The sequence below is a fragment of the Halomonas sp. OfavH-34-E genome (assembly GCF_024124525.1).
GTDB lineage: Bacteria > Pseudomonadota > Gammaproteobacteria > Pseudomonadales > Halomonadaceae > Halomonas > Halomonas litopenaei.
In genome coordinates this window covers 58,944-78,551 of sequence record NZ_JAMXRY010000017.1, presented here as the reverse complement: position 1 = coordinate 78,551, position 19,608 = coordinate 58,944, and the positions used below count along the sequence as shown (strand labels likewise).

Genomic DNA, 19,608 nt, shown 5'->3' with positions numbered 1-19,608 from the left:
CCAGGAAAGCTCTCCAGGAAAGCTCTCCAGGAAAGCAAGACGGCGACCCATTTTGGGTCGCCGTCTTGTTGTCAGGGCCAGGTCGAATCGGTACGCGGTATCAGCGGCTGAGCTGAATCTCGCTGTGGCCACCATTTCTTAGCGTGACTTCCTTGATCACGATCTGGCGGCCGCCACTGGCCGGATCGACCACCGTGCCCGAAACGTAGAAGTCGCCGGGGGGCAGGTCGCGTAGCTGAAAGTAGCCGTTGGTGTCGGTGCGGGTGGTGTGGGTGTATTCGCGGGCCCGTGGGTCGGCGCGTTCCACCGCCCGGCCGGCCAGCGCCTGGGCCGCCGCCTCGGCGGAGTACTTGGTGATCGGTGCGACCGATACCGTCTCGCCACCGCCGATGACCGGGCCTGCGGGGGTGTTCAGGGTGAGTCTGCCGGACAGCACGGCGCTGCCGCTCTTCGGCAGCTGGGCGTAGACGTCCGCGGGGAAGGGGATCTCCCTGGGGACCCTGGCTTGATCGGCGGTGGGCTGGTCGTCTCTCGGGCCCGGCTGTTCGATCGGGGTGTCGGGTTCGCCGATATCGATGACCTCCGGGGCGCGGGACGTGCCGGTGGTGCTGACGCTCTGACAGCCGGTGATCAGCAAGGCGAGGATGGCGATTACCGCCAGGCGGAATCGGCGTGACAACAGCGGGTAGGGTGCCTTCATGGCGCGGTCTCCTTGCAACGAATGTCGTTGGGCCCTGTGTGCTGTCAGCTTATGGAATCGGCGTCGGAATTGCCACGCGTGGCGTGTGCGTGGCCGGACAGGCGTCTGCCCGAGCCAGTCATGATGACTTGGCGTTGGCGCTAGCCTTGGTGGCGGTGTCACAAGGCAGCGCCTTGATTGACGCTGGCTGCAGACGCAAAACGGCCCCCGATTGAAATCGGGGGCCGCTTGGTGAACGACCTGAGTCGTTCAGGCGTCTGCCGTAGCCAGATTACTTGGCGTTGGCGGTAGCCTTGGTGGCGGTGTCGGTGGCCTGCTTGACGTTCTCTTCGGCCAGCTTCTGGCTCTTGGAGACGAAGTCCTGCTGCAGAGCCACGACCTTCTCGGCGTCGCCTTTCAGGCGCTCGGTCAGGTCCTTGGCGACCTTCTGCTGGCCTTCCATGTAGGAGCGCAGACCTTCGACGTCCTTGACGGAAGTGAAGGCGCGAGCCTGGGCCAGACCGGTCTCGGTGTAGGCCTTGGCGGCTTCCAGCTGGGCGCTGGTCAGCTTCTCGGCGAAGTCGACGGTCAGGCTGGCGTAAGCGCGGGCCGGGCCGAAGAACAGGTTTTCGACTTGCTCGTTGTTGAACAGTGCTTTGGTATCGATAGTGCGCATCATGTGAACCTCCTGGGGTTTCGAACTACTTGTCGGCGATGACCGTGGGACCATTCCCAGTGGTCGATGCCGTTGCGTCGTCTGTTGCAGTGCACAATAGCAGAGGGTTTTGTGCATCGCAACATGGATTGGGTCGAGAATCGGGGGAAGAGGGGTTTGGATCCAAAGAATGCTTGAAACAGCGAAAAAACGACGAAAAGTCCGTTATCTAGCCTTCTTCGCCCTTTGATGGGATACCGGCGTGCAAGTTCACCGTGCCCCTGGATCACCTTCAGCCTAGTGTGGAGACATGACAGCGATGTGATCCCTGCAAGCCTTGCAAGCAGGAAGTCTCGCCACCATGGTATTCAAGAGAAAACGAAGGACCGTACCCTTAACCCTTTGCCTTTGACGATCAGGAGTGATCCATGACGCAGACCCGTATCGAACGCGACAGCATGGGGGAGCTCGAGGTTCCCGCCAATGCGCTCTATGGCGCCCAGACGCAGCGTGCGGTCAACAACTTCCCGGTGTCGGGCCAGCCGATGCCGTCAGCCTTTATCCACGCCATTGCTCGCATCAAGCGAGCGGCGGCGGTGGTCAACGGCGACCTGGGATTGCTGGACGACGATCGTCGTCGTGCCATCGTCGAGGCGGCAGACGCGATCATCGCGGGTCAGCACGATGATCAGTTCCCCATCGATGTGTTTCAGACCGGGTCCGGCACCTCGAGTAACATGAACGTCAACGAGGTGATCGCCCACCTGGCGAGCTCCGATGACTTGAGCGTCGGACCCAACGACCACGTCAACATGGGGCAGTCGAGCAACGATGTCATTCCCACCGCCCTGCACCTGTCGGCGGCGCTGGAAGTTACCGGTACGCTACGCCCGGCGCTCGAGCACCTCAGAGGTGTCATCGACGCCAGGGCAGAAGAGCTGGACGAGGTGGTCAAGACCGGACGCACTCACCTGATGGATGCCATGCCACTGCGTCTTGGTCAGGAACTCGGTGGCTGGTCGAGCCAGGTGGGGCAGGCCATCGAGCGTCTCGACAGCGCCATGGTGCGGCTGTGTCGGCTGGCCCAGGGGGGGACTGCGGTCGGCACCGGTATCAATGCCCATCCGGAGTTTGCCGAGCGCATGGCCGCCGAGCTCTCCGCCCGCACCGGGCTCGCTCTGACGCCCAATGACAGCTTCTTTGCCAGCCTTGGCTCCCAGGACGCAGCGGTGGAACTGTCGGGTCAGCTCAAGGGTCTGGCGTGTGTGGTGATGAAGATCGCCAATGATCTGCGCTGGATGAACTCCGGCCCGCTGGCGGGGCTTGGCGAGATCGAGCTTGAAGCCTTGCAGCCGGGCAGTTCGATCATGCCGGGCAAGGTCAATCCTGTGATACCCGAATCCGCCGCCCAGGCCGCCGCTCAGGTGATCGGTCTGGACACCGCCGTGACCGTCGCCGGACAGAGCGGCAACTTCCAGCTCAACGTGATGCTGCCACTGGTGGCAAGCAACCTGCTGACGTCGATCACCCTGATGAGCCAGACATCGCGGCTGCTGGCGGACAAGGCGATCGCCACCTTCAAGGTGCGCGAGGACAACCTGAGTGAGCCACTGGCGCGCAATCCCATCCTGGTGACGGCATTGAACTCGGTGATCGGCTATAACGCCGCGGCGGCCATCGCCAAGAAGGCCTACCAGGCCGGCCGGCCGATCATCGACGTGGCCGAGGAGGAGACCGACCTCGGACGCGATGAGCTCGAACGCCTGCTGGATCCCGCCTCCCTGACTCGTGGCGGTATTCCCGAATAGAGGTGACGAGGGCGCGGCCGACATGGCGCCTCTTGGAATAGCGCCTCTTGGAATAGTGCCCTTGGAATAGCGCCCCTTGAAGAAGAAGAGCCTTGCCACGACGGCAAGGCTCTTCTTTTCTACTGCTACCCGTCTTTTCTATTGCTGCGAGTCCATCGCCACACTTGTTACCACTACATGGACATCGCCTGGAAGGCGGGAACTCAACTCGACTGATCGCGCTCCCTGGCTTCCTCGACGGTTTCACGGGCGTCGTGATGCTCTTCGTTGTCGGCGTCCGGGGTGTCGTGCTCGTCGGCTCTGGAGGGGCGATAACAGACGGTGGCAAGGATCGGGAAATGGTCTGAGCCAAAGGCCCGCAGCCGATCCATCTTGGCAAGGGTGAAGTGCTCGCTGACGAAGACATGGTCCAGCGGCCAGCGCAGGAACGGATAGCCGGCGTGGAAGCTCGAGAACATGCCGCGGCCGCGCCGCAGGTCCAGCATGCCGCTGACGCGGCAGAACAGGCGCGTGCTGCGTGACCAGGCAACGTCGTTGAGGTCGCCGGCGACCAGCGTCGGTACCGGGTTCTGGTGGATCTCTTCGGCGACCAGCGAAAGCTCCGCGTCCCGCCACAGCGATTCCTCGCTCTCGCTCGGTGCCGGTGGCCTGGGGTGAAGGGCGCGAAAGCGGATGTGATCTCCGCTTTCGAGTTCCACCTCACAGTGGATCGAGGGGATGTCATCCTGGATCAGCCACTTGACCTCGGGGTCGATCAGCGGGCGACGGGAATACAGGTGCATGCCGTAGAGGTTGTCCAGCGGGACCCGCACGGCGTAGGGGTAGCCGTCTGCCAGGCCGGCATCGAGCTTGTCGCCCCACCATTGGTCGGATTCCAGGGTCAGCACCATGTCCGGGTCGCGCTCGGCGATGATCTCCAGCAGGTCGTCGCTGCGCCGGTTCGGCGTGAGTACATTGGCGATCAAGAGCGTCAGGCAACGCTCCGGGGCGTCGCCCTTGGCGGCCATGACCTGCACCGGCCACAGCGGTGTCCAGGGCAGTACATAGAAAGCCTGGATGGCGAAGACGACCAGGCCGGCCGTGGCAATCCAGAGTGTCAGGGAGTCGCTCGCCAGCGGGCTTGCCAAAGCACAGAACAACCCGATGAGTCCGATCTGGACACGGGGGAACTCGCAGGCCCTGAGCCACCACCAGTGGGACGGAATCCTGGCGATCAGGGTTGCGCCGGCGACGATGGTCACCACCGCGATCAGAAGGGTATCGATGACAAGTGAGAGCATGCAGGGGTCCCTTTTCGGTCCGGCGCACCGGCTCGGCGCAACAATGATGATGACGAGCCTAACGGTCCTCGGCCTTTAACGATAGAGCCAAGGAGCGCCGTTGAGGACCTCAGGCCCGTTCGCGCGATGTCGGTGTGGCACTCGCGAAGTATTCCTCGAGCCGTTCTTGGGCCTTGTCGCCGAACAGGATTCGGGCGGCCTCATCGAGGCCAGGTGACCCGTGCAGGGTCTGAGTGTCCACCACCAGGGCGATCTTGGAGCGGCGGCGCAGGAAGTCCTCGAGTCGTGTGATCATCTCTCGCCGGGCGGCGTGCTCGAGCTCGCAGCGCAGGTATTCGGTACCCTCGATCAACAGCTCTCCCTGTCGCGGGTCCTGGCGGATCTGCTCCAGCATGTCGAAGGCGTTGAGGCCGTAGCGACGCCACAGGCGCTTGCTCAGAGGTTCGCTGGACGAGGAGGGGGTGCGCTCATCGAGGTCCAGCAGGCTTGCCTGGTGCAGGAATTCTCGCCTGTCCGTGTCCGAAGGTTCGCCGTACCAGCGGGCGCGGGGCTGTGGCAGCTCGAGGCCTAATCGTTGCACCTCTCTGACGATCTCCTCGCCGACGTTGAGGCAGTCGGTGAGCTTGCCACCAAAGATGCTGATATGGCGCTCATTGGCGTTGATGTCGATGGCATGCTTGCGCGACATCTGGAGAAAGTCGCGGCCATTGCCGGCGTTGGCCTTGACCGCCAGCGGGCGCACGCCGCAGCGAGTGGCGATGATGTCCGAACGGTTGAGTGGGCGCTTCAGACTCAGGCGCTTGTTGATGTTGTCCAGCACGAAGTCGATGTCGGCGTCGCTGATCGCGACCTCCGGGCGCTCTTCCTTGGTGTCGGTGGTGCCGATGCAGGTGCGCGGCCCCATGGGAATGGCGAAGAACAGCCGCCCGTCGTCGGCAAAGAAGGCCAGCACCCGCTGGCGCTCCGACAGCCGTGGCACGATCAGGTGGATGCCCTTGGAATAGGCGTGGTGGTGATCGGTGGTCTGTCGGCTCAAGGCGTTATGGTCGTCCACCCAGGGGCCGGTGGCATTGATGATGATTCCGGCGCGAAGGCTGAAGGTCTCGCCGCTCTGGTTGTCCCGGGCGTCAACGACCCAGCCGTTGTCGCTGCGTCGTGCCCCCCGCGACTCGACGTAGTTGGCCGCCGCCGCGCCGTAGTCCAGCGCCGAGCGTACGAAGCTATAGACAAAGCGGGCATCGTTGTCATGCAGGTAGGCGTCGGAGTACTCGAAGCCACCGATCGCCGCACGCGTATCGACCAGTGGCTCGCGTCGGTTGATGCCTTTTGGCGTCAAGTAGCGCGGCAGTCGGGTGAAGGCGTTGCCCATCAGCCAGTACAGCCAGGTGCCCGCCCAGAGCATGCGAGGGTGATAGCGAAAGCCCCTGTCGATGGTGGTCAGAAAGCGAATTTCCTGGACCGTCGACGGAAAGCTCCTGATCAGGTGGTTGCGGCTCTTGCATAGCTTGCGCACCAGCGAAAAGTCATAGCTTTCCATGTACTTGATGCCGCCCCACACCAGATTGGACGAGTGCTGACTGGTCTCGCCGGCGAAGTCGCCACGGTCGATCAAGGCCACCCGGGCGCCCTTGCCGGCCAGCGCGGCGGCGCTGGCGGCGCCGTTGATGCCGGCGCCGATGATCAGTACATCGAAGTGCTCCTCCTTCAGGCGCTGAAGGTTGGCGTCACGTAGTTGCATGCAAGTCCCCCGCGGTTCCTGAAGGAATCGGGACGTAAAGCCCCGGTGTGGTCAGTCTTCGTCGCGCTCCCAGTTCATGGTCCGTCGCACGGCCTTTTTCCAGCCCTTGTAGCGTCGTTCCCGTTCGGCGTCTTCCATGGCGGGCGTAAAGGTGCGTTCGATGTCGCCCCGGGTGGCGAGCTCCGGCAGGTTCCACATGCCCACCGCGATCCCCGCCAGGTAGGCCGCCCCCAGGGCGGTGCTCTCGATGACCCTGGGGCGTTCGACGTCGACCGCCAGCATGTCAGCCTGGAATTGCATCATGATGTTATTGGCGACGGCGCCGCCGTCGACCCGCAGGGCCTTGAGGGTGATCCCCGAGTCCTTCTGCATGGCGTCGATGATGTCTCGCGTCTGGTAGGCCAGGGCGTCCAGGGTGGCGCGGGTGATATGCTCCTTGCCCGAGCCTCGGGTCAGGCCGAAGATCGCTCCACGGGCGTACATGTCCCAGTAAGGAGCGCCGAGGCCGGCGAAGGCGGGGACCACGTAGACACCACCGGCATCCTCGACCTTGCTGGCGTAGTATTCGGAGTCTTCCGCCGAGTCGATCATCTTGAGTTCGTCGCGCAGCCACTGCACCGCCGCGCCGGCGATGAAGATCGATCCTTCCAGCGCATAGGTGACCTTGCCGTCGAGCCCCCAGGCGATGGTGGTCAGCAGGCCCGAGGTCGAAGGCACCGGGGTCTCGCCGGTATTCATCAGCAGAAAACAGCCGGTACCGTAGGTGTTCTTGACCATGCCCTTGTCGAAGCAGGCCTGGCCGAACAGGGCGGCTTGCTGGTCACCGGCGATACCGGCGATGGGGATCTGGGCGCCACCGAACATTTCCTTGGCGGTGGTACCGTAGACCTCGCTGGATGGCCTGACCTCGGGCAGCATCGCCCGGGGAATATCGAGGGCCTCGAGCAGTCGGTCGTCCCAGTCGAGCCGCTTGATGTCGAACAGCATGGTGCGCGAGGCGTTGGAGACATCGGTCAGGTGGCGTTCGCCGCGGGTCAGGTTCCACACCAGCCAGCTGTCCATGGTGCCAAACAGCAGATCGCCAGCCTCGGCGCGCTGCTGGGCACCGTCCACCTGGTCGAGGATCCAGCGAATCTTGGTGGCGGAGAAGTAGGCGTCGACCACCAGGCCGGTGGTGTCGCGGATATGGGCTTCCAGCCCCTGGGCCTTGAGGTCGTCGCATAGCGGTGCGGTGCGTCGATCCTGCCAGACGATGGCGTTGTGGATCGGTTTGCCGGTGTGCCGGTCCCAGATCAGGGTGGTCTCGCGCTGGTTGGTGATGCCGATGGCGGCTACCTGGGACGGCTTGACGCCCTGGGTTTCCAGCACTTCTCGTGCGACTCCCATCTGGCTGCCCCAGATCTCCATGGCATCGTGTTCCACCTGGCCTGGCTTGGGGTAGTGCTGGGTAAATTCCTTCTGCGCGATGCCGACGATGCGGGTGTCCTGGTCGAACAGGATGGCCCGGCAGCTGGTGGTGCCCTGATCAAAGGCGAGAATATAGCGTGTTGGCATGTTCCGGTGTCCTGACGGTTGTTGTGGTCGAGCGATACCTTCACCTTCGGTGAGCAGACGGTTTCCGTCTAGTGCTGCCGGCAGGGACGTGGCCAGATGCAGCGACGTCGGGTGCCCCTATGCAACGTCGCCGCCGCGGGTGATCAATGGTCGTACGAGGCCACAACAAGTTCGTTATCGAAAATAAAGGTAGCGTTGAGGTCGTGAACGAACAACCAGAGCGCGAAAGTTTTCGCTAGCACTTTGGTCGTGGCGTCTGGAGAGCAGGCGCAGAATGTCGCCTCGGCTGGGTTGGTGCGCCAAGGCGTCCACGGGACCGAAGAGGAGTCGGGAGGGCCTGGCGTTTTCGCAAGATGACACAGAGCGGCTGTGGCAGGCCAGGTGCAGGAACAGGCCTGGCGCAGGATCACGCAAGGTGCAGGGCGACCCCGTGGTCCTGCAGTAGCCGTGCGATGGCCTCCGGTGGCTCGCGATCGGTGAACAGGGCGTCGAGTTGGGATACGTTGCCCTGGCGCACCACCGGGTTGCGATGAAACTTGGAGTGATCGGCGACCAGAAACACCTGACGTGAGTTCTCGATAATCGCCTGAGCGACGCGGACTTCCTGATAGTCGAACTCGAGCAGGGAGCCGTCCTGATCGATGCCGCTGATCCCGATCAGCCCAATGTCCACCTTGAACTGATGGATGAAGTCGATGGTCGCCTCGCCGATGATCCCGCCGTCACGGGGTCTGACCTGGCCGCCGGCGACGATCACCTTGAAGTCTTCCTTGTGATGCAGGATGGACGCCACATTGAGGTTGTTGGTGATGATCTCCAGGCCCTGATGCTCAAGCAGTGCCTCGGCCACCAGTTCGTTGCTGGTGCCGATATTGATGAACAGCGAGGCATGGTGCGGCACCTGGCGCGCCACGGCATCGGCGATGCGTCGTTTGGCGTCGAGGTTGAGCGTCTTGCGGGTGGCGTAGGCGGTATTGACGGTGCTCGACTCGAGGCCCGCGCCACCGTGGACTCGGCGCAAGCGGCCTTCGCTTGCCAGTGTGTTGAGGTCGCGGCGGATGGTCTGAGGGGTCACCGCGAAGTGATCGGTCAACTGCTCGATGCTGGCGTATCCCTGGCGACTGACCAGTGCAATGATGGCGTCCTGACGCTGCTGCTGGTTCATCCCGATTGCCCTTGTGCTTGGAAGGCCTTGAAAGATGGAAAGCCCTTGTGCCTGAAAGGACCCTGACAGACGGAAGGCCTCGATAGATGGAAAGCCCTTGTGCATCGATGGCCCTGGAACAGGCAGGCCCTGGTGCATGGAACGTCCTGGTACATTGTCGGCGAGGACGTCGCTTTGGGGACGCCGATGAGGCTGTCGTGGATCTCGCTTCACCAGACGCATTCCCGATGATCGTAAACGAACGCGACCGGATTTGGCGATGGTGGAATCGCGCTGCGGTGAAGGCGTTCGAGACGCCGCACGGGCCCCTCGAAGGAAAAAATCATTCGGTGAACTCAAGGGCTTGCAAAATTCTGCCGAAGGCGTAGAATTCGCATCCGTTGTCAGCAGCGAGGGTGGTGACTCCCTCGTTTCGGCAGCCGTGTAGGACCATAGCTCAGTTGGTTAGAGCGCCACGTTGACATCGTGGAGGTCGGCGGTTCAAATCCGCCTGGTCCTACCAGCTAGATCGCACATCGAGTGATGCAGGACCATAGCTCAGTTGGTTAGAGCGCCACGTTGACATCGTGGAGGTCGGCGGTTCAAATCCGCCTGGTCCTACCAGCACTACCTCGCAGTGCCATTGCAAGGCGTATTGCGACGTGTCATCTCGCTTTCCTGCCTCAGGACCATAGCTCAGTTGGTTAGAGCGCCACGTTGACATCGTGGAGGTCGGCGGTTCAAATCCGCCTGGTCCTACCAGATTACAGACAAAAGCCCCGCGGCCTCGCCTCGGGGCTTTTGTCGTTTCTAGGGTCGTCGCCGTCGCCGGTGTTTGGCAACTGCTGCCATCGCCTGATCAACGCAGTGGCCAAGCCGCGGGTGGGCATTGAAGTGAGTGCGCCGCCTCTGGGGCGGCGCGATTCATCCGTTCGGACGGTTCAGGCGTCGCCGAGCCCGCTCAAGCGGCGGAAGGTGGCCACCAGGCGCTCGATGCCGGCCTGGTCGTCTTCGCTGAAGCGCCCCTGGTCGGGGCTGTCCAGGTCGAGCACGCCCCATAGTTCACCGTCCTTGTCGAGCACCGGTACCACCAACTCGGAGCGCGAGGCGCTGTCGCAGGCGATATGGTCCGCGACCGCGTGGACGTCGTCGACGCGTTGGGTCTGGCGGCTGCGGGCGGCGGCGCCACAGACACCCTTGTCGAAGGGGATCGGATGGCAGGCTGGCTTGCCCTGAAAGGGGCCCAGGGACAGCATGCGCGGCTGGCGCTGCAGATAGAAGCCGACCCAGTTGAGGCGCGGGACTTCCTGCATGATGAAGGCCGAGGTCTGGGCGGCGTTGGTCAGCCAGTCGCCGGAGTCGAGCAGAGCGGTGAGCTGGCGGTCGAGAAGATCGTAGGAAGACATGTCGAGTGTGGCAGTGTCCGCGGGTGAAAACGGCGAGGCCGGCCCTGGGGCCGGCCTCGAGAGGGAGCGCGCGTCAGGCTTACTTCCAGCCAGGAACGGCGGCGCCCTTGAACAGCTCTTCTGCCTTGGCGGCGACTTCGTCGCTCTGGTAGGCGTCGACCAGTTGCTGGATCTCCTCGCGATCCTCGTCGCCACCGCGCACGGCGATGATGTTGACGTAGGGCGACTCTGGGCCTTCCTTGACCAGGGCGTCGTCCAGGGTCAGGCCGGCCGGCTGGGCGAAGGTATTGTTGATGAAGGCCATATCCACGTCGGGCAATACGCGCGGCAGCTGGGCCGCCTCGATCTCGCGGAAGTCGAAGTCGTGGGGGTTTTCCACGATATTCAGCGGCGTGGCTTCCAGGTTTTCGGGGTCATCCAAGGTGATCAGGCCCTCGTTGTGGAGCAGGATCAGTGAGCGGCCTTCGTTGGACGGGTCGTTGGGCAGCGCGATGGTGGCGCCCTCGGGCAAGTCCTCGATGCTCTCGTACTTCTCGGAGTAGGCGCCGATCGGGTAGACGAAGGTGCGCCCGGCGATGGCGAAGTCGTAGCCGCGGTCGTTGACCATGGCGTTCATGTAGGGCTCGTGCTGGTAGGCGTTGGCGTCGAGGCTGCCGTCGGCCAGGGCGGCGTTGGGCGTCACGTAGTCGGTGAACTCGATGATCTCGATCTCCAGACCATAGCGCTCCTCGGCCAGATCGGCGGCGACCTGCATGACGTCGGTCTCGGGGCCGGCGACGGTGCCCACCTTCAGGCTGTGCTCATCGGCGTTGGCCTGGCTGATCGCCAGTGACAGGGTGGAAAGCGCCAGGGCGCCCAGCAGTGTCTTGCGCATCTTCAGTGTCTCCCGAAACGGTGTGTGACGTGTGTGGCGATGTTAATGGAATAACACGTCTTTCGCTAATGCAATTTGGTTATTAAGGTCATGCAGGGTGCATGTCACTTGTGGTCACTCTTGCGCACCAGATAGTCGCCCAGGCTCTGGAAGGCCTGAACCATGACCACCAGGATGGCAACGGTGATCAGCATGATGGTCGGATTGAAGCGGTTGTAGCCGTAGCGAATGCCCAGGTCGCCAAGACCACCTCCGCCCACGGCGCCGGCCATGGCCGAGTAGCTGACCAGGGTCACCGCGGTGACGGTCAGGGCGGTGAAGATGCCCCCGCGGGCCTCCGGCAGCAGTACCTTGGTGATGATCTGCCAAGGGGTGGCGCCCATGGACTGGGCGGCTTCCACCAGCCCGGGAGAAATCTCGTTCAGCGCGCCCTCGACCAGGCGTGCGATAAACGGAATCGCGGCGATGGTCAGCGGCACGGCGGCAGCGTTGGTGCCGATGGACGACCCCACCAGCATGCGCGTGAACGGAATGATCGCCACCATCAGGATGATGAAGGGGATCGAGCGGCCGATGTTGGTGATGATGCCGAGGACCGACTGCAGCACCGGCTGGGCCAGGATCTGGCCCGGGCGAGTGACATACAGAAGCACGCCCAGAGGGATGCCGACCAGGGCCGCGATCACACCGGACACCGCCACCATATAGAGAGTGTCGAGGGTGGCTTCGAGGATGAGGTTAAACATCGCGCTGGACATGGCCAAGCACCTCCACTGTCAGGTCGTGAGATTGCAGGTAGGCGAGGGCGCGCCGGGTGTCCTCGGCATCCCCCATCAGTTCGGCGATCATCAGGCCCAGGGTTCGCTCCTGGATGGACTCGACCTTGGCCTGCAGGATGCTGACGTCCACGCCGCACTCCCGCGCCAGCCGGGAGATCAGCGGGGTGGACACGGCGTCGCCGGAAAACGCCAGGCGTACCACCGGATGCGAATTCGGCCCGGGTGTCTGCTCGAGGCGGTCGATCAGCTCCCTGGGCGGTTCGAGTTCGAGGAATTCGTTGAGGAAGTCGCGGCCGAGCTGAGTGCGCGGGGCGGTGAAGAAGTCACCGACATCGGCTTCCTCGACCAGCCTGCCACCGGAGATCAGGCTGACGCGATGGCAGATCGACTTGACCACCTCCATCTCGTGGGTGATCAGCAGAATGGTCAACCCGAGCTTCTGGTTGATGTCCTTGAGCAGTTCGAGGATCGAGGCGGTGGTGTGGGGGTCCAGCGCCGAGGTGGCCTCGTCGCACAGCAGTACCTGAGGACGGCTGGCCAGGGCGCGGGCGATGGCCACGCGCTGCTTCTGACCGCCGGACAGCTGTGCCGGATACTGCTGGGCCTTGTCGGCCAGGCCGACTAGCTCCAGCAGAGGCGTGACGCGCTTGGTGATCTCGTCGCGCTTGACGCCCATCAGTTCCAGCGGCAGGGCGACGTTGGCGAATACCGTGCGCGAGGTCAGCAGGTTGAAGTGCTGGAAGATCATGCCGATACGGTGGCGCGCCTGATTGAGGGCGGGGCCGGAGAGGCTGGTCAACGTCTGGCCATCCACCTCCACGGTGCCGGAGGTAGGCCGCTCGAGCAGGTTGACGCAGCGAATCAGCGTCGACTTGCCGGCGCCGGACAGGCCGATGACGCCGTGAATCTGCCCCTGGGGTACGTGCAGGTCGACGTCGGCTAGCGCCTTGACGGCGCGTGAGCCGGCACCAAAGGTCTTGGAAAGGTTGGTCAGTCGTATCATCTCAGCTACCGGGTGGGCACCGAGGGACCTGGGCGGGCAAGAGAACGGCAATGGGCAGGCAAAAAAAAGGCCACCCTGACGGGTGGCCATCAACGCTGGACACACCCTTTTAGCTGCACTTCATGCACCGACGCCTTGTGAGCGTCGCGGCACGGGCGCCCGCAATCCGGGTACAAATCGGCGCCTAAAAATGTAGCGGGCAAGGATAGGGCGAGCGAAGGACCCTGTCAATCGTTTACGCATAGCCGCTGGCAAGGTCTTTCGGGGTAGGCGCCACGTCGTAGTGGATCCGCCCGCCGGACGCCGTGACTGGCGATAGGTTTTCTGAACAACAGCGCAAGCGTGGACCTTTGGAGGCGCGGCTTCTAGACTGGGCCGGTTCGGGGAAGGCCCCGTGATGGCAAGGAGACAAAGATGTTCACCGGTATCGTTCAGGGCACCGCCGAGGTGGTCGAGATCAAGGAAGCGGAGGCCTTTCGCAGCCATCTGGTGCGGTTGCCGCGTCACCTGTGTGAAGGCTTGGAGCTGGGCGCATCGGTGGCCCACAACGGGGTCTGTCTGACCGTCACCGATATCGATGGGGATCTGGTCAGCTTCGACCTGATGCGCGAAACCCTGCGGGTCACCAATCTCGGCGGTCTGAGCGTCGGTGATCGCGTCAACGTCGAGCGGGCGGCGCGCTTCGGTGACGAGATCGGCGGGCACGCCATGTCCGGTCACGTCATGGGGCAGGCGGAGCTGGTGGAGCTCGACGAGGCACCCAACAACCGTCGCCTGTGGTTCCTGTTGCCGCAAGGGCTTGATCGCTTTGTCTTTGCCAAGGGCTACATCGGCGTGGACGGCATCAGCCTGACCATTGGTGAGTTGCGCAACGATACCCGGGGGCCGGCCTTTTGCGTCGACCTGATCCCGGAAACGCTGGCCCGTACCACACTGGCCGACCGTCGCCCGGGAGACAGGGTCAATCTCGAGATCGATCCCCAGACCCAGGCCATCGTCGAGACGGTAGAGCGGGTCATGGCGGCCAGGGGCTGAGCGTCGACAAGTACCTTTGCAGCCAAGTGCTGTAGCTTTGTGCCGCAGCGCCCGGACGGGCGTCGGCGGTGGTCTCCCTCGCTTGAGAAGCTGCTAACTTAACCGGATGTAACATTCCTTTAAGTGCACCGACCGTGATCAGCGAGGGACTACCATGAAAATGACAGCCAAGGCATTGGCGACAGGCGTGTGCGCCGCAGCGGCGTTGGGAATTGCCACGGCTGCCGTGGCCCAGGATCTGTCTCCCTGGGTGGATAGCGAGGGCACCATCTCCTTGCCGGACAACTTCCGCACCGAGATGGCGCATCTGGGCTCCTGGTTCGTACCCGAAGGGGACGCCAGTGGCTTCCATAACGTCTATACCGAGCCCGAGAGCGTCGCGTCCTTCCGCGAGAACGGGGTCTTCCCTGACGGCGCCGTGCTGGTCAAGGAGTTGCGGGCACACAGCACCGGCGACTACACCACCGGCGCCGGGGTGAGCTACGAGAACGAGACCATCAAGCAGTGGTTCGTGATGGTCAAGGACTCCACCGACCGCTTTGCCGACAGCAATGGCAGTTGGGGCGATGGCTGGGGTTGGGCGCTGTTCAAGACCGATGATCCTTCCACCAACGTTTCGGCCGACTACAAGGCCGACTGTCTTGGCTGTCATGTCCCGGCCCAGGACAAGGACTGGATCTATACCGAAGCCTATCCGATTCTGGTAGAGTAGCGCGCCTTCGAGAGTCGCCGACATCGGGCGCGGTACGGCGGACTCGCCGTACCGCGCCCGATGTGCGTTTGGCCCTGGCCGATCGTCGAGGGCTGGGATGCCGCTTTATGGGGCGGGCAGCCTTGCTTGACGTGGTGGCGCTGGAGGTCGCGCGGACGACCCTGCGTGCTCCCTGTGCGTTGGCCAGGTTGTGCAGGATCGTCGTGATTCCCTGGACGGCCTGCTATATGGTGTCACTAGTCGCAGGGTGGCAGGGCGCGTTCGGCGAACTCTCGTCCTGGACACTCCCCTATTGACTCCACGTGCAGGACCCAGCGCATGTCCAACCAGCAGCCTGAACCGAGCTCCGGCAAGAGCCCGCTCGATCGCTTCTTCAAGCTCAGTGAGCACCGCACCACCGTCAAGACGGAGGTGATCGCCGGGATCACCACCTTCCTGACCATGGCGTACATCATCTTTGTCAACCCGAGCATCCTGTCCGAGGCGGGCATGGACTACGGGGCGGTCTTCGTGGCGACCTGTGTCGCCGCCGCGGTGGGCTGTCTGGTAATGGGGCTGTGGGCCAACTATCCCATCGCCCTGGCGCCAGGCATGGGTCTGAACGCCTTTTTTACCTACGGTGTGGTGCTGGGCATGGGCTACACCTGGGAGGCAGCGCTGGGAGCGGTCTTCCTGTCCGGTGTTACCTTCTTTCTGCTCAGCATCTTTCGCATCCGCGAGTGGATCATCAACTCGATTCCGATCACCTTGAGACTCGGCATCGCGGCGGGTATCGGTCTGTTTCTGGCCATGGTCGCGATGAAGAATGCCGGCATCATCGTCGACAACCCGGCCACCCTGGTGTCGGTGGGCGATCTGTCCGAGCCGGCCCCGCTGTACGCCCTGGCCGGGTTCTTCGTGATTACCGCGCTGGCCCATCTGCGCGTCACCGGGGCGGTGATGATCGGTATTCTGGGGGTGACCCTGGTGGCCATGCTGCTGGGCCACAATGAATTCAGCGGGGTGGTGTCGATGCCGCCGTCGATCGCGCCGACCTTGATGTCCATGGACCTGGCCGGTGCCTTCGATGTGGCCATGATCAGCGTGGTCTTTGCCTTCCTGTTCGTAGATCTGTTCGACACCTCCGGTACCCTGGTGGGCGTTGCCCATCGCGGTGGCCTGCTCGACAAGGACGGCAAGCTGCCGCGCCTGGGTCGTGCGTTGATGGCGGACTCCACCGCCTCCATGGCCGGTGCTGCCCTCGGCACCTCGACCACCACCAGCTATGTGGAAAGCACCGCCGGCATCGCCGCCGGTGGGCGTACCGGTCTGACCGCCGTGGTGGTCGCGGTACTGTTTCTGGCCAGCCTTTTCTTCGCTCCGCTGGCGGGCTCCATTCCGGCCTATGCCACCGCGGGGGCGCTCCTGTACGTGGCGTCGCTGATGGCGGGAAGCCTTGCCCATGCCGACTGGGACGACGCCACCGAGGCGGCGCCGGTATTGATCGCCGCCCTGGCCATGCCGCTGACCTTCTCCATCGCCGAAGGTATCGCCTTCGGCTTCGTCAGCTACGTGGCGATCAAGGCCCTGTCCGGTCGCTTCAAGGACCTGAACGCCGCCGTGGTGATCCTCGGTGTGCTGTTCGCGATCAAGATGATCTACCTCGATTGAGCCCATCGGGCTGACCGGGGCTGGCTGGCCAGGACCGGCTGAGCCGGCAGGTTGGCCAGCCCCGCCGTGCGGCGCCGAGACAAGGCGCCGCATGTGTCATGCATTCTTCTTTCGACCCCTAGCGAGAACCGCCATGAGTATCTACGGCGACTACATCAAGTCCGTCATTCGCACCGTTCCCGACTGGCCCCAGCCGGGTGTCAACTTTCGTGACATCACCCCGCTGCTGCAGAATAGTGCGGCCTTTCGCAAGCTGATCGACAGCTTCGTGCACCGCTATCAGGAGATGGATCTGGACGCCATCGCCGCCATCGACGCCCGCGGTTTCATCGTCGGCGCGCCGGTGGCCTACGAGCTGGGCTGCAGTTTTGTGCCGGTACGCAAGAAGGGCAAACTGCCGTTCAAGACCATCAGTCAGACCTACACCCTGGAATACGGCCAGGCCGAGGTAGAGCTGCACTCCGATGCCTTCCGTGATGGCGACCGTATCCTGGTGGTGGACGACCTGATTGCCACCGGTGGCACCATGCTGGCCGCGGCCGAACTGATCAGCCGCAGCGGGGGACATGTGGTGGAGACGTCTGCCATCGTCGATCTGCCGGATCTTGGCGGCTCCCAGAGAATCCGTGACGCTGGCCACAGCGTGTTCGCCGTGTGTTCCTTCACCGAGGACGAGTGACCCATGAGCAGTCAACGCTACCATCGCCATTTCGTGGTGTCCTGGGACCAGCTTCATCGCGACGTGCGCGAGCTGTGTCATCGCCTGATCGAGCGCGATACCAAGGGCATCATTGCGATCACCCGGGGCGGGCTGATTCCCGCCGCGCTGATCGCTCGGGAGCTCAATGTTCGCCTGATCGACACCGTCTGCATCAAGAGCTACGACCATATGGAGCAGGACAGCCTCGAGGTGCTCAAGGGCGTGGATCACGACGGCGAAGGATGGCTGCTGGTCGATGATCTGGTGGACACCGGCAAGACCGCGCGCAAGGTGCGCGAGATGCTGCCCAAGGCGCACTTTGTGACCATCTACGCCAAGCCCGAGGGTCGTCCGCTGGTGGATCAGTACCTCACCGAGGTCGCCCAGGACTGCTGGATCCAGTTCCCCTGGGACATGGGCGTGGCCTACGTCGAGCCCCTGGCGGACCAGCGGCGGTGAGCGACATGGTTCAGGTATTGCCCGACAGCTGGGAGCGCTGGCTCGGAGCTGAGTTCCAGGCGCCCTACATGCAGCAGCTCAAGGCGTTTCTGGCGGCAGAGAAGGCCGCCAGGAAGACCATCTATCCGCACTCGTCGGACTGGTTTCGGGCCTTCGAGCTGACGCCGCTGGACGAGGTACGAGTGGTGATCCTGGGGCAAGATCCCTACCACGGTCCTGGCCAGGCTCATGGGTTGTGCTTTTCGGTGCGCGAGGGCATCAAGCCGCCGCCGTCACTGGTCAATATCTACAAGGAGCTGGCCCAGGACCTGGGGGTGACGCCGGTCAACCACGGCCACCTCGAGGCCTGGGCGCGCCAGGGGGTGTTGCTGCTCAACACCTCCTTGACGGTGGAGGAGGGCAACGCCGGCTCCCACCGGGGCAAGGGATGGGAGACCTTCACCGACCGCGCCATCGAGACCGTCAACGCCGAGGCGCCGCCCTGTGTCTTTCTGCTGTGGGGCAGCCACGCCCGCCAGAAGAAGGCGCTGGTGGATCAGGAGCGTCATCTGGTGCTGGAGTCGCCGCACCCGTCGCCGTTGTCGGCCCACCGCGGCTTTTTCGGCAATCACCATTTCTCTCGGGCCAACGCCTTTCTCGCCGAGCATGGGAGATCCCCGGTAGATTGGCAGCTGCCGCCGACTCCATGAACGTGTTGGGCGGACGGCGTGGTCGTCCGCCGGCTTTCGGTGCACGCTGCGGGTTAACCTGACGCGGCGTTGCAGGTAGAATGGCGCGCAATTTGTCGCCCGCGTCCATGCGACGAAGGTCGTCCAAGCACCACCTCCCGTTATCAAAGAGGACTCGCCAATGAGCGTCCATGCCATCGATCACCCCCTGGTCCAGCACAAACTCGGTCTGATGCGTGAAGCCGGCATCAGCACCAAGAGCTTCCGTGAACTGGCCGGCGAGGTGGCAAAACTGCTCACCTACGAGGCGACCCAGGACCTGGAGTTGCAGGACTATGACATCGATGGCTGGAGTGGCGAGACCATCACCGTCAAGCAGCTCAAGGGTAAGAAGGTCACCATCGTACCGATCCTGCGAGCGGGACTTGGCATGCTGGAAGGTGTCACCGACCTGATTCCCAGTGCACGGGTCAGCGTGGTCGGTCTCTACCGCGATGAAGAGACCCTCGAGCCAGTGCCCTATTTCTCCAAGTTCGCCAACGACCTGGACGAGCGCATGGCGGTGGTCATCGATCCGATGCTGGCCACCGGAGGTTCCATGGTGGCCACCCTGGACATGCTGCGCGACCGTGGCTGCCAGTTGATGCGAGTGATCGTGCTGGTGGCAGCTCCCGAAGGCATCCGCCGCGTTCAGGAAGCCTACCCGGATATCGAGATCTACACCGCCTCGGTGGACGAGCGCCTCGACGAAAACGGTTATATCGTGCCGGGACTGGGCGACGCCGGGGACAAGATCTTCGGTACCCGCTAAGCACGCGATATCCCGCCAATGCCACGGCCAGACTATCCAGCGGTGGCATTTTACCCAGTGGTTTCATGCCTATGATCGAAAGCAGACATTTCAGGTGAAATGTCTGCTTTGCTGTGTCCGCAAGTCAGTTGGGCGGGAACGCAGTTCAGCCATTGTCCGTCTGGACAGACGCCGCGCTCTCGTTGTGGCTGTCGGTGGTTGATTCAAGAATCAAGGAGGCATGGATGAAGTTGTTGCGTGTGGCAGCTAGTGCTGCAGTAATTCTGAGTCTGGCGGCAAGCGTTCAAGCTGGGGTGATACGCCCCGACTGCGATGCTGAAAAGGTCGCCAAGAATGCGGCACTCGAGGCCACGGTGGGGGTGTCTGGTCGTTGCACCGCAGATCGCGCCGTGGAAAACGCCAAGGACAACGTCAATGATCGTGTCGATGACGCCCGGGACGGGGTCGCGGATCACGTCGACGATGCTCGGGGTGGGGTTTACGATCGGGTGGTTACTGCACACGACAGCGTCGAGCGAGCGGGCGGGAAGGTCGATGATGCGCTGGATAAGCCAGTGCGTACGCTGTTGAACTGACGTCAGCGGGTTCTCCCGCGCCCATCGTGCGCCCAATGTTCCTTTGCGAACATTGGGCGCTTTTTTTTTCTGGAAACA

19 protein-coding genes and 3 tRNA genes are annotated in these 19,608 nt (G+C 63.2%); 12 read left to right on the top strand and 10 right to left on the bottom strand.

Annotated features, from left to right (window positions below; translation table 11 throughout):
• Positions 1-100: 100 nt before the first annotated feature.
• Both NH448_RS09625 and NH448_RS09620 read right to left on the bottom strand, forming a co-directional pair.
• On the bottom strand, positions 101-700 hold the full coding sequence (locus NH448_RS09625) for a carboxypeptidase-like regulatory domain-containing protein (RefSeq protein ID WP_045992481.1): 600 nt from the start codon (positions 698-700) through the stop codon (positions 101-103).
• Positions 701-971: 271 nt separating this feature from the next.
• Positions 972-1,355 carry a phasin family protein gene (locus tag NH448_RS09620; RefSeq protein ID WP_045992506.1) on the bottom strand — a complete coding sequence of 128 codons (384 nt, stop codon included), beginning with the start codon at positions 1,353-1,355 and terminating at the stop codon, positions 972-974.
• A 407-nt stretch (positions 1,356-1,762) separates the two neighbouring features.
• Here NH448_RS09620 and NH448_RS09615 point away from each other — a divergent pair, with 407 nt between their 5' ends.
• Positions 1,763-3,142, top strand: a complete 1,380-nt coding sequence (locus tag NH448_RS09615) for a class II fumarate hydratase (protein WP_045992480.1) — start codon at positions 1,763-1,765, stop codon at positions 3,140-3,142.
• A gap of 203 nt (positions 3,143-3,345) precedes the next feature.
• On the opposite strand, the gene NH448_RS09610 is transcribed toward NH448_RS09615, so the two are convergent.
• The 4 genes from NH448_RS09610 to NH448_RS09595 all read right to left on the bottom strand — a co-directional run bounded on the left by NH448_RS09610 (position 3,346) and on the right by NH448_RS09595 (position 8,879).
• Entirely contained in the window at positions 3,346-4,422 is a 1,077-nt protein-coding gene (locus tag NH448_RS09610) for an endonuclease/exonuclease/phosphatase family protein (protein ID WP_045992479.1), read from the bottom strand.
• 109 nt (positions 4,423-4,531) lie between these two features.
• The gene (locus NH448_RS09605) at positions 4,532-6,160 is read right to left on the bottom strand and encodes a glycerol-3-phosphate dehydrogenase/oxidase (RefSeq protein WP_045992478.1); all 1,629 of its coding nucleotides are present in this window, start codon (positions 6,158-6,160) and stop codon (positions 4,532-4,534) included.
• Positions 6,161-6,211: 51 nt separating this feature from the next.
• Positions 6,212-7,714: a glycerol kinase GlpK gene (glpK, locus tag NH448_RS09600; protein WP_045992477.1), complete on the bottom strand. Its 1,503-nt coding sequence runs from the start codon at positions 7,712-7,714 to the stop codon at positions 6,212-6,214.
• A gap of 406 nt (positions 7,715-8,120) precedes the next feature.
• The gene (locus NH448_RS09595; RefSeq protein ID WP_045992476.1) at positions 8,121-8,879 is read right to left on the bottom strand and encodes a DeoR/GlpR family transcriptional regulator; all 759 of its coding nucleotides are present in this window, start codon (positions 8,877-8,879) and stop codon (positions 8,121-8,123) included.
• 425 nt (positions 8,880-9,304) lie between these two features.
• Between NH448_RS09595 and NH448_RS09590 the strand changes: the two genes are divergently transcribed.
• The 3 genes from NH448_RS09590 (at position 9,305) to NH448_RS09580 (ending at position 9,620) form a co-directional block, all read left to right on the top strand.
• Positions 9,305-9,381 (top strand) — tRNA-Val (locus NH448_RS09590).
• A 24-nt stretch (positions 9,382-9,405) separates the two neighbouring features.
• Positions 9,406-9,482, top strand: a tRNA-Val gene (locus tag NH448_RS09585).
• A 61-nt stretch (positions 9,483-9,543) separates the two neighbouring features.
• Positions 9,544-9,620, top strand: a tRNA-Val gene (locus tag NH448_RS09580).
• Between the two features lie 179 nt (positions 9,621-9,799).
• On the opposite strand, the gene NH448_RS09575 is transcribed toward NH448_RS09580, so the two are convergent.
• From NH448_RS09575 to NH448_RS09560, 4 genes are all read right to left on the bottom strand, one after another.
• A complete protein-coding gene (locus NH448_RS09575; protein WP_045992475.1) occupies positions 9,800-10,264 on the bottom strand; it encodes a GAF domain-containing protein in 465 nt (154 codons plus the stop codon).
• Between the two features lie 79 nt (positions 10,265-10,343).
• Positions 10,344-11,138, bottom strand: coding sequence for a MetQ/NlpA family ABC transporter substrate-binding protein (locus NH448_RS09570; protein WP_045992474.1), 795 nt, complete (start codon positions 11,136-11,138; stop codon positions 10,344-10,346).
• Between the two features lie 104 nt (positions 11,139-11,242).
• Positions 11,243-11,896, bottom strand: coding sequence for a methionine ABC transporter permease (locus NH448_RS09565; protein WP_045992473.1), 654 nt, complete (start codon positions 11,894-11,896; stop codon positions 11,243-11,245).
• Positions 11,877-12,920 (bottom strand): methionine ABC transporter ATP-binding protein, encoded by a 1,044-nt coding sequence (locus tag NH448_RS09560; protein ID WP_045992472.1) that lies wholly within the window; start codon positions 12,918-12,920, stop codon positions 11,877-11,879. The genes NH448_RS09565 and NH448_RS09560 overlap by 20 nt, the downstream gene beginning before the upstream one ends.
• 414 nt (positions 12,921-13,334) lie before the next feature.
• Here NH448_RS09560 and NH448_RS09555 point away from each other — a divergent pair, with 414 nt between their 5' ends.
• From NH448_RS09555 to NH448_RS09520, 8 genes are all read left to right on the top strand, one after another.
• A complete protein-coding gene (locus NH448_RS09555) occupies positions 13,335-13,955 on the top strand; it encodes a riboflavin synthase (protein ID WP_045992471.1) in 621 nt (206 codons plus the stop codon).
• A 154-nt stretch (positions 13,956-14,109) separates the two neighbouring features.
• Positions 14,110-14,667, top strand: a complete 558-nt coding sequence (locus NH448_RS09550) for a cytochrome P460 family protein (RefSeq protein WP_231498667.1) — start codon at positions 14,110-14,112, stop codon at positions 14,665-14,667.
• A gap of 318 nt (positions 14,668-14,985) precedes the next feature.
• On the top strand, positions 14,986-16,317 hold the full coding sequence (locus tag NH448_RS09545; protein ID WP_045992468.1) for an NCS2 family permease: 1,332 nt from the start codon (positions 14,986-14,988) through the stop codon (positions 16,315-16,317).
• Between the two features lie 133 nt (positions 16,318-16,450).
• The gene (locus NH448_RS09540) at positions 16,451-16,996 is read left to right on the top strand and encodes an adenine phosphoribosyltransferase (protein WP_108133097.1); all 546 of its coding nucleotides are present in this window, start codon (positions 16,451-16,453) and stop codon (positions 16,994-16,996) included.
• A gap of 3 nt (positions 16,997-16,999) precedes the next feature.
• A complete protein-coding gene (gpt, locus tag NH448_RS09535; RefSeq protein WP_045994212.1) occupies positions 17,000-17,476 on the top strand; it encodes a xanthine phosphoribosyltransferase in 477 nt (158 codons plus the stop codon).
• Between the two features lie 5 nt (positions 17,477-17,481).
• The gene (gene ung / locus NH448_RS09530; protein WP_045994218.1) at positions 17,482-18,165 is read left to right on the top strand and encodes a uracil-DNA glycosylase; all 684 of its coding nucleotides are present in this window, start codon (positions 17,482-17,484) and stop codon (positions 18,163-18,165) included.
• Positions 18,166-18,325: 160 nt separating this feature from the next.
• Positions 18,326-18,955: a uracil phosphoribosyltransferase gene (gene upp, locus NH448_RS09525; RefSeq protein WP_045994211.1), complete on the top strand. Its 630-nt coding sequence runs from the start codon at positions 18,326-18,328 to the stop codon at positions 18,953-18,955.
• A gap of 224 nt (positions 18,956-19,179) precedes the next feature.
• Positions 19,180-19,530, top strand: coding sequence for a hypothetical protein (locus tag NH448_RS09520; RefSeq protein WP_052704471.1), 351 nt, complete (start codon positions 19,180-19,182; stop codon positions 19,528-19,530).
• Positions 19,531-19,608: the final 78 nt, after the last annotated feature.

What these genes read in the sequence shown, in the direction of transcription:
- NH448_RS09545 (WP_045992468.1), top strand. Translation starts at nt 14,986, where the DNA reads ATGTCCAACCAGCAGCCTGAACCGAGCTCCGGCAAGAGCCCGCTCGAT.
- NH448_RS09595 (WP_045992476.1), bottom strand. Translation starts at nt 8,879, where the DNA reads ATGAACCAGCAGCAGCGTCAGGACGCCATCATTGCACTGGTCAGTCGC.
- NH448_RS09625 (WP_045992481.1), bottom strand. Translation starts at nt 700, where the DNA reads ATGAAGGCACCCTACCCGCTGTTGTCACGCCGATTCCGCCTGGCGGTA.
- ung (WP_045994218.1), top strand. Translation starts at nt 17,482, where the DNA reads ATGGTTCAGGTATTGCCCGACAGCTGGGAGCGCTGGCTCGGAGCTGAG.
- NH448_RS09555 (WP_045992471.1), top strand. Translation starts at nt 13,335, where the DNA reads ATGTTCACCGGTATCGTTCAGGGCACCGCCGAGGTGGTCGAGATCAAG.
- NH448_RS09565 (WP_045992473.1), bottom strand. Translation starts at nt 11,896, where the DNA reads ATGTCCAGCGCGATGTTTAACCTCATCCTCGAAGCCACCCTCGACACT.
- gpt (WP_045994212.1), top strand. Translation starts at nt 17,000, where the DNA reads ATGAGCAGTCAACGCTACCATCGCCATTTCGTGGTGTCCTGGGACCAG.
- NH448_RS09570 (WP_045992474.1), bottom strand. Translation starts at nt 11,138, where the DNA reads ATGCGCAAGACACTGCTGGGCGCCCTGGCGCTTTCCACCCTGTCACTG.
- NH448_RS09575 (WP_045992475.1), bottom strand. Translation starts at nt 10,264, where the DNA reads ATGTCTTCCTACGATCTTCTCGACCGCCAGCTCACCGCTCTGCTCGAC.
- NH448_RS09540 (WP_108133097.1), top strand. Translation starts at nt 16,451, where the DNA reads ATGAGTATCTACGGCGACTACATCAAGTCCGTCATTCGCACCGTTCCC.
- NH448_RS09610 (WP_045992479.1), bottom strand. Translation starts at nt 4,422, where the DNA reads ATGCTCTCACTTGTCATCGATACCCTTCTGATCGCGGTGGTGACCATC.
- NH448_RS09560 (WP_045992472.1), bottom strand. Translation starts at nt 12,920, where the DNA reads ATGATACGACTGACCAACCTTTCCAAGACCTTTGGTGCCGGCTCACGC.
- NH448_RS09615 (WP_045992480.1), top strand. Translation starts at nt 1,763, where the DNA reads ATGACGCAGACCCGTATCGAACGCGACAGCATGGGGGAGCTCGAGGTT.
- upp (WP_045994211.1), top strand. Translation starts at nt 18,326, where the DNA reads ATGAGCGTCCATGCCATCGATCACCCCCTGGTCCAGCACAAACTCGGT.
- NH448_RS09620 (WP_045992506.1), bottom strand. Translation starts at nt 1,355, where the DNA reads ATGCGCACTATCGATACCAAAGCACTGTTCAACAACGAGCAAGTCGAA.
- NH448_RS09605 (WP_045992478.1), bottom strand. Translation starts at nt 6,160, where the DNA reads ATGCAACTACGTGACGCCAACCTTCAGCGCCTGAAGGAGGAGCACTTC.
- glpK (WP_045992477.1), bottom strand. Translation starts at nt 7,714, where the DNA reads ATGCCAACACGCTATATTCTCGCCTTTGATCAGGGCACCACCAGCTGC.
- NH448_RS09520 (WP_052704471.1), top strand. Translation starts at nt 19,180, where the DNA reads ATGAAGTTGTTGCGTGTGGCAGCTAGTGCTGCAGTAATTCTGAGTCTG.
- NH448_RS09550 (WP_231498667.1), top strand. Translation starts at nt 14,110, where the DNA reads ATGAAAATGACAGCCAAGGCATTGGCGACAGGCGTGTGCGCCGCAGCG.